The organism is Streptomyces carpinensis, assembly GCF_002154505.1.
Classification (GTDB): domain Bacteria; phylum Actinomycetota; class Actinomycetes; order Streptomycetales; family Streptomycetaceae; genus Streptomyces; species Streptomyces carpinensis.
In genome coordinates this window covers 1-8129 of sequence record NZ_MUBM01000200.1, presented here as the reverse complement: position 1 = coordinate 8129, position 8129 = coordinate 1, and the positions used below count along the sequence as shown (strand labels likewise).

The following is an 8129-nucleotide window of genomic DNA, read 5'->3' as shown; positions in this document are numbered from 1 at the left end:
CAAGGTGGTCGAGCCCGAGGAGCTGGCCGCCAAGGCCGGATACTCGCGTCCACACACACTCCACTGCGGTCCGGACGCAATGTTCCTGTCCTGCCTGGGCGGTGCGGACGGCGCCGACGGGCCCGGCGGTGTCGCGCTGCTGGACCACGAGACCTTCGAAGTGCTGCGCGCCTGGGAGACCGACCGCGGACCGCAGCGGTTCGCCTACGACGTCTGGTGGCATCTGGGCCGGAACATCGCCGTCACCAGCGAGTGGGGGACCCCTTCGATGATCGAGGACGGCCTCCTCCCCGACCTGCTGCTGGCTCGCCGGTACGGCCACTCGCTGCACTTCTGGGAGCTGGACTCCGGCCGGCACCTGCAGCGCGTCGATCTGGGGGACGAGAACCAGATGGTGCTGGAACTGCGCCCCGCGCACGACCCCGAGGCCACGTGGGGGTTCACGAACACCGTGGTCGACGTGGAGGACCTGTCGGCGTCGGTGTGGTTGTGGAACCGGGACGGCGAGGACTTCGTCGTCCGCAAGGTGATCACCGTCCCGGCCGAGCCCGCGCGAACGGAGGACCTCCCCCCGGCTCTGCGTCCGTTCGGCGCCGTGCCCCCGTTGATCACCGACATCGACCTGTCGGTGGACGACCGGTGGCTGTACATATCCGCATGGGGAACCGGCGACCTGCTCCAGTACGACGTGAGCGACCCGTTCCGTCCCAGGCGGACCGCGTCCGTGCGTCTGGGCGGCGTCGTCGGCCGACAGCCGCACCCCGCCGAGCCGGACACTCCGCTCACGGGCGGGACGCAGATGGTCGAGCTCAGCCGCGACGGGCGGCGCGTGTACGTGACGAACTCCTTGTACGCCACGTGGGACGCGCAGTTCTATCCGGCGGGCATCGACCCGTGGATGGTCAAACTGGACGCCGACACCACGCACGGCGGACTCACCGTCGACCCCCGCTTCTTCCCGCACGGCCCGGACTTCCTCGGCCTGCGTGTGCACCAGACACGCCTGCACGGCGGCGACGCGTCCTCGGACTCGTACTGCTACCGCGGCTGACCGCTTGCGCTCCGCGAGCGCCGGCGCCGGGCCCGCGGCGGCCGCCGAGACCAGGGCCCGCCGTCCGGATCAGGCCGACGAGACCCTAGAGGGTGCTCTCGGTGCTGATCCCGCTCAGGATCCTGGGCAGTGCGGTGCCGATCGGCTCGCGTACGACCTCGTCGGCCGTCTCGTCGTACGGAGTCGGCTCGGCGTTGACGATGATCAGGCGGGCGCCGTGGTCGGCCGCGACACCGGCGAGTCCTGCGGCGGGCTGTACCTGGAGGCTGGTGCCCACGGCGATGAACACCTGGCAGGCCTTGGTGATGGCGACCGCCTCACCGAGAACCACCGGGTCCAGGCGCTCGCCGAACATCACGGTCGCCGACTTGAGGATCCCGCCGCACTCCGAACACGCCGGGTCCTCCTCACCGGCCTCGATGCGGGCGAGGGCGTCCTCCATCGGACCGCGCACCCCGCACCGCGTGCACACCACGCTGCGTGCGCTGCCGTGCAGTTCCAGCACCTTGCGGGCGGGCATCCCGGCCAGCTGGTGCAGGCCGTCCACGTTCTGGGTGATGACCCGCACCGGCACGCCGGACCGCTCCAGCTCGGCCACCGCCCGATGGGCGGCGTTCGGCTCGGCGTGCAGCGTCCGGTTCCCGCGCCGCATCTGCCAGGATCGCCGTCTGATCTCCGGATCGCCCATGTAGTGCTCGTACGTCACGAGCTTCTCCGCCTCGGGGTCCCGTCGCCAGAGCCCGTTCGGACCGCGGTAATCGGGGATCCCGGAATCGGTGGAGATACCTGCGCCACTGAGAATGGCTACGAGAGGCCTGCCCATGCGCCGAGAGTAGGACGCCTGCCCGCTCGGAGCGAGTGAGTATCGGACCGTGCCGCCGGCTCGTCAGGCGCGCGCCGCCTCTGCGGCGCGGTGCCTCCGACTCGGAGCCGCCACAGGCGGAATCGGACCGACGCAAGATCGACGCGCAGCGGGGGAAGCGGTGTGCGCACGGTAGAGGTAGCGGCGGGGGACGCTCACGGCCCGGCGGACCGCCGGGCGATACACGCCCGCACTCGCCGGGCGACGCACGCACACGCACATCGGGAGAGCGTCATGACCAAGAAGACGGTGCGGACTCCTGCCACTCCAGACGTCCTGGTGGATCCACTCCGCGACCGGGGCGTGGCGTTCACCCGGACCGAGCGGGACGAGCTCGGCCTGACCGGGCGACTGCCGTCCGGGGTGCTGGCACTGGAGCAGCAGGCACAACGCGCCTACCAGCAGTTGCGGGCGCAGAGCAGTGACCTCGCCAAGAACGTGTACCTGGAGCAACTGCACGACCGCAACGAGACCTTGTACTACAGGGTGTTGACGGATCACCTGGTGGAGCTGTTGCCGATCGTGTACGACCCCACGGTCGGCGAAGCGATCGAGAAGTACTCCCACGAGTACCGCCGCCCGCGCGGCATCTTCTTGTCCATCGACCAGGCCGACGACATCGCCAAGGCCTTAGAGACGCTCCGGCTCGGACCCGAGGACGTGGACCTGATCGTGTGCAGCGACGCCGAGGAGATCCTGGGCATCGGCGACTGGGGCGTGGGCGGGATCGAGATCTCGGTGGGCAAACTGGCGGTCTACACCGCGGCGGCCGGCATCGACCCGCGCCGCGTCGTCCCGGTGTCGCTGGACGTGGGAACGGACCGCGAGTCGCTGCTGGACGACCCGCTCTACCTGGGCAACCGGCACCCCAGGGTCCGCGGCGCCGACTACGACGCGTTCATCGCGAAGTACCTGGAAACCGCGTCGTCGATGTTCCCGGACGCGCTGCTGCACTTCGAGGACTTCGGCCCCAGCAACGCCCGGCGGATCCTCGAGACCTACGGCGGCACCTACCGGATCTTCAACGACGACATGCAGGGCACCGGCGCCATCACGCTGGCCGCCGCGCTGTCGGCCGTCAAGGCGGGCGGCGTGCGGATGCGGGACCAGAAACTGGTCGTCTTCGGCGCCGGCACCGCGGGGGTGGGCATCGCCGACCAGTTGCACGACGCGATGATCCGCGACGGCGCCGATCCCGGGCAGGCCGCCGGGCAGGTGTGGCTGATCGACAAGCAGGGGCTGCTCACCCAGGACATGGCCGACCTGCGGGACTACCAGGAGCCCTACGCGCGCGATCCCGCCGACGTAGCGGGCTGGGCGAGGGACGACGGCGGCGTCTCGCTGCTGGAGACCGTCCGGCGGGCCGAGCCGACCATCCTGCTGGGGACCTCCACGGTGCACGGGGGGTTCACCCGCGAGGTCGTCGAGGCCATGGCCGCCGGCACCGAGCGGCCGATCATCCTGCCGATCTCCAACCCCACCTCCCGCATCGAGGCCATGCCCGCCGACGTCATCGCCTGGTCCGGGGGGAAGGCGCTGGTGGCGACCGGCATCCCGGTCCCGCCCGTGGAGCACGACGGCGTGACCTACGAGATCGGGCAGGCCAACAACGCGCTGCTGTACCCCGGGCTGGGCCTGGGCACCGTGGTCTCCGGGGCTTCCCAGGTGACCGCGGGCATGCTGCTCGCCGCCGCACAGGCCGTGGCCGACCAGGTCGAGGCGAAGGGGCCGGGGGCCTCGCTGCTGCCGCCCGTGGAGAATCTCCGGCAGTCGTCGGCGATCACCGCGACCGCCGTGGTCGAGGCCGCGGTCGGCGAGGGCGTGGCCACCCGCAAGCCCGCCGACCCCGGCCAGGCCGTCCGTGAGGCCATGTGGGAGCCGGTCTACGACGAGGGAGTGCCGTCATGACGGCCCAGCACTCCGGCCTCGGCCAGGTCCACGCGGACCAGGCGCCGCAGATCCTCGACCTGCCCATCGGGCTGCACGCGGCCGGCACCCGGCGGGAGACCGACTCCATGGGTGCCGTGGACGTCCCCGCCGACCGCTACTGGGGTGCGCAGACCCAGCGGTCTCTGATCCATTTCTCCATCGGGGACGACCGCATGCCCAAGGCCGTCTACCACGCCTACGGCTACGTCAAGAAGGCCGCCGCGATCGTCAACGGGCGTGCCGGACGGCTGCCGGCCTGGAAGGCCGACCTGATCGAGAAGGTGGCGGAGGAGGTCATCTCGGGCAGGCTCGACGACCACTTCCCGCTGTACGTGTGGCAGACCGGGTCCGGGACGCAGTCCAACATGAACACCAACGAGGTGATCGGCAACCGCGCGATCCAGCTGGTCGGCGGCGAGCTGGGCAGCAAGTCCCCGATCCATCCCAACGACCACGTCAACATGGGGCAGTCCTCCAACGACACCTTCCCCACCGCCATGCACATCGCCGCGGTCAAGGCGGTCCACGAGCACCTGCTGCCCAGCGTGCGGGCGCTGCGACGGGCCATCGAGGCGAAGTCCGAGCAGTGGCGCGACGTGGTGAAGATCGGCCGTACCCACCTGGAGGACGCGGTCCCGCTCACCGTGGGGCAGGAGTGGTCCGGCTATGCCTGCCAACTGCGACAGGCCCTCGACCGGGCCGCCACGTCCGCCGAGGGCCTGTTCGAGCTCGCCGCGGGCGGCACCGCGGTCGGCACGGGACTGAACGCCCCACCCGGATTCGCCGAGCAGGTCGCCGCCGAGATCGCCGCCGCGACCGGATTCCCGTTCACCACCGCCGAGAACAAGTTCGCCGCCCAGGGAGGCCTGGACGCCATGGCGGGCGCCTCCGCCGGGCTGCGGGCCCTCGCCGTGCCACTGATGAAAATCGCCAATGACATCCGGTGGCTGGCCTCAGGCCCCCGCTGCGGCCTGGGCGAGCTGATCCTGCCGGCGAACGAGCCGGGCTCCTCGATCATGCCGGGCAAGGTCAACCCGACCCAGTGCGAGGCGATGGTCATGGTCTGCATCCAGGTGCTGTCCGAGGACGCCGCCGTCGCCTTCGCCGGCTCGCAGGGCAACTTCGAGCTCAACGCCATGCGCCCGGTCGTCATCAACAACTTCCTGCACGCGGCCACCATCCTCGCGGACGCGTGCACCAAACTGCGCCAGTACTGCATCGAGGGCACCCGGCTCCACGACGACCAGATCGACCACTACGTCGACCGGTCGCTCATGCTGGTCACCGCCCTCTCTCCGGTCATCGGCTACGACAAGGCCTCCGCGATCGCGCACAAGGCCGACGACGAGGGCACCACCCTGCGCGAGGCGGCCCTGGCGTCCGGCCACATCGGCGCGGAGGACTTCGACCGCATCGTCGATCCGGCCGCCATGGCCGCAGCGGCCGGGCGGCACGGCTGAACGGAGTCGCTCAGGACCCATGGCCGGGGTGACCGTCTCGACCGACGCCGAACTCGCCGTGGAGGTCATGGTGCCGGCCGGCCCGGTGCACCGACGGGCCCGCGGCACGGCCGGGCTCTCAGCCGACGCGGTGGCCGTTCTCCAGTTCCGCGGTGCCCGTGCCCTCGGTGAGCACGTCGAGGGCGGCCAGGACGCGGTGGCCCAGGGAACCCGGCAGGTGGGCGGCGAGCTCGTCGCGCGGGACGAGCCGCCACGACAGCAGCTCCTCCTCCTGCAGGCGGATCGCCTTGAACTCCTCCTCGGCGAGGACCCCGCCGTCGTAGATGTACGACACCAGGGGCGGGCGTCCGGTGCCGGGCACCCAGTCGACCGCGAGCAGCCGCCCGGGCTCCCGGTCGAGGCCGATCTCCTCCAGCGTCTCGCGGCGCGCGCCCTGACGCGGTGTCTCACCGGCGTCGGACTCGATCGTGCCGCCCGGGAGCGCCCATCCGTCCCGGTAGTTGGGTTCGACGAGCAGCACCCTCCCCCCGGCGTCGCGGAAGACGGTGGCGGCACCGGCGAGGACACGGGGCAGCCCGGCGATGTACGTGGCGTAGTCCGGGATGTCTGGAGTGGTCATCCTGGAAGGGTAGCCAGTCGCAGCGTCCGCTCCGCCAGCTCGCTGATGCGTACGCCGTCGAAACCGAACACCGCGCTGCGCACCGTGTCCTCGAGGGGGTCCTTCCACTGGCGCGGGATGGCCTCCGCGCCGATGAGCACACCGGCCACCGAACCGGCCGTCGCGCCGTTCGAGTCGGTGTCCAGGCCGCCGCGCACGGTCAGCGCGACGGTGCGGGTGAAGTCGCCGTCGCCGTGGAGCAGACCGGCCGTGAGCACGGCGGCGTTGGGGACGGTGTGGATCCAGCCGAGCCCCGCGGTCTCCTCCGCGAGCGTGGTGAGGGTGTCCTCCCAGGGCAGACCCGTCTCGTGCAGGGAGACGACACGGCGTACGGTGCGGGCCAGACGGCTGCTCGCCGGGATCACCGTGAGCGCGGTGTCGACCGCCGCGCGGACGGACGGGGCCGTGAACGCCGCCGCGATCAGCGCCGCCGCCCACATGGCGCCGTAGACGCCGTTGCCGGAGTGCGACAGCACCGCGTCCCGGCGGGCCAGCGAGGCGGCGCGGCGCGGGTTGCCCGGGTTGGTCCAGCCGTGGATGTCGGCGCGGATCAGGGCGCCGATCCACTCCTGGTACGGGTTGTCGTACGTGGCCGTCAGAGGTGGTTTGAGACCGTTGGCCAGGTTGCGGTACGCGGCCCGCTCGGCGGTGAACGTCTGCAGGTACGGCAGCCGCAGCAGCCAGAGGTCGCCGACCTGTTCCGTGGTGAAGCCGAAACCGTGCGTCTCCAGCAGGTCCAGACCGAGGATCGCGTAGTCGATGTCGTCGTCGCGGCAGCTGCCGTGGATGCGGCCGCGCACGCACTCCCGCCACTCGGGGCGCAGCTCGGGCAGGTCCTCGTCGCCTTCGGCGACCGGTTCGGGAAGATAGTCGGTGAGCGGCAGCGCGGCGGCCCGGCGCAGATAGCGGTCGATGCGGTCCCGGGTCCACAGGTCGCCCTGCTCGACCGGCTTGCCCAGCATGTTCCCCGCGATCCGGCCCAGCCAGCCACCTAGCAGGCGGTCGGCCGTTGCCGGGTGGTCGGCGGGTGCCGGGCGGTCCGCGCGGCCCGGTTCGGTGCGGACAGGGGTCATACGACCGGTGTACCCGCTTTCCCGCACGGCCTCCCCGCCGCTTCTCAGGGTGCGGGCGGGACATGACGCCGGGGGCGGTCGCCGGTTATGGTCGCAGCGGCGCGACTGGCCCCCTGACGTGCGGGGCCCGGAGAGCAAGGGGATTGCAAGGTGGCGGACGCTGCAGTGCACGGCACCCGCAGGGTGCTGGTTGCCGCGGACAAGTTCAAGGGCTCGCTGACGGCCGTGCAGGTCGCCGAGCGGGTGACGGCCGGGCTGCGCCGGGTCGTGCCGGACCTGGAGGTCGAGGCGCTGCCCGTGGCCGACGGCGGCGACGGGACCGTGGACGCGGCGGTCGCCGCCGGGTTCGAGCGCCGGGAGGTACGGGTCGCCGGTCCCCTCGGCGACGAGGTGACGGCCGCGTTCGGGCTGCGCGGCGGCACCGCGGTGGTGGAGATGGCGGAAGCCAGCGGGCTGCAGCGGCTGCCCGCCGGTGTCTTCGCGCCGCTCACGGCGTCCACGTACGGCTCCGGCGAACTGCTGCGGGCCGCGCTGGACGCGGGGGCGCGGACGATCGTGTTCGGCGTCGGCGGGAGCGCGACCACGGACGGCGGTGCGGGGATGCTGTCCGCGCTGGGAGCGCGGTTCTCCACCGCGGCCGGGGAGCCGATCCCGCCCGGCGGCGGGGGACTGGCGGAACTCGACCACGCGGATCTGTCCGGACTCGATCCGCGGCTCACCTCGGTTGAGTTCGTGCTCGCCAGCGACGTCGACAATCCGCTGACCGGGCCGAAGGGTGCGCCCGCGGTCTACGGTCCGCAGAAGGGTGCGTCGCCGGAGGACGTGGAGACGCTGGACGCGGCCCTCGCGCACTACGCGAAGGTCCTGGAGGAGGCGATCGGGACCCGGGCCGCCGAGTACGCGGCGTCGCCCGGGGCCGGGGCCGCGGGCGGCATCGGGTACGGGGCGCTGATCCTCGGGGCCCGGTTCCGGGCCGGCATCGAGGTCATGCTGGACGTGCTCGGCTTCGCGCCCGCGCTGGCATGGGCGTCCCTGGTGATCACCGGTGAGGGCTCGCTGGACGAGCAGACCCTGCACGGCAAGGCCCCGGCCGGGG

General features: G+C 72.0%; 7 protein-coding genes. 4 read left to right on the top strand and 3 right to left on the bottom strand.

What is annotated here, in order from left to right:
* Positions 1–1051 (top strand): selenium-binding protein SBP56-related protein (locus tag BZY54_RS25800; protein ID WP_086727716.1); only part of this gene is annotated, 1051 nt, incomplete at its 5' end.
* Between the two features lie 85 nt (positions 1052–1136).
* Here BZY54_RS25800 and BZY54_RS25795 read toward each other — a convergent pair.
* Entirely contained in the window at positions 1137–1874 is a 738-nt protein-coding gene (locus BZY54_RS25795; protein WP_086727714.1) for an SIR2 family NAD-dependent protein deacylase, read from the bottom strand.
* A 273-nt stretch (positions 1875–2147) separates the two neighbouring features.
* On the opposite strand from BZY54_RS25795, the gene BZY54_RS25790 reads away from it, so the two are divergent.
* Together BZY54_RS25790 and fumC are read left to right on the top strand one after the other, a co-directional pair.
* Complete coding sequence (locus tag BZY54_RS25790; protein WP_086727713.1) at positions 2148–3821, top strand: NAD-dependent malic enzyme; 1674 nt, start codon at positions 2148–2150, stop codon at positions 3819–3821.
* Positions 3818–5302 carry a class II fumarate hydratase gene (gene fumC, locus BZY54_RS25785; protein ID WP_086727712.1) on the top strand — a complete coding sequence of 495 codons (1485 nt, stop codon included), beginning with the start codon at positions 3818–3820 and terminating at the stop codon, positions 5300–5302. The genes BZY54_RS25790 and fumC overlap by 4 nt, the downstream gene beginning before the upstream one ends.
* A 118-nt stretch (positions 5303–5420) precedes the next feature.
* On the opposite strand, the gene BZY54_RS25780 is transcribed toward fumC, so the two are convergent.
* On the bottom strand, positions 5421–5921 hold the full coding sequence (locus tag BZY54_RS25780) for an NUDIX domain-containing protein (RefSeq protein WP_086727711.1): 501 nt from the start codon (positions 5919–5921) through the stop codon (positions 5421–5423).
* On the bottom strand, positions 5918–7033 hold the full coding sequence (locus BZY54_RS25775) for an ADP-ribosylglycohydrolase family protein (RefSeq protein ID WP_086727710.1): 1116 nt from the start codon (positions 7031–7033) through the stop codon (positions 5918–5920). Before BZY54_RS25775 ends, BZY54_RS25780 begins: the two co-directional genes overlap by 4 nt.
* 183 nt (positions 7034–7216) lie before the next feature.
* On the opposite strand from BZY54_RS25775, the gene BZY54_RS25770 reads away from it, so the two are divergent.
* The coding region (locus BZY54_RS25770) for a glycerate kinase (protein ID WP_086727715.1) at positions 7217–8129 on the top strand (913 nt) is incomplete at its 3' end.

Coding starts and splice junctions, on each gene's coding strand:
- BZY54_RS25795 (WP_086727714.1), bottom strand. CDS start 1,874: ATGGGCAGGCCTCTCGTAGCCATTCTCAGTGGCGCAGGTATCTCCACC.
- BZY54_RS25790 (WP_086727713.1), top strand. CDS start 2,148: ATGACCAAGAAGACGGTGCGGACTCCTGCCACTCCAGACGTCCTGGTG.
- fumC (WP_086727712.1), top strand. CDS start 3,818: ATGACGGCCCAGCACTCCGGCCTCGGCCAGGTCCACGCGGACCAGGCG.
- BZY54_RS25780 (WP_086727711.1), bottom strand. CDS start 5,921: ATGACCACTCCAGACATCCCGGACTACGCCACGTACATCGCCGGGCTG.
- BZY54_RS25775 (WP_086727710.1), bottom strand. CDS start 7,033: ATGACCCCTGTCCGCACCGAACCGGGCCGCGCGGACCGCCCGGCACCC.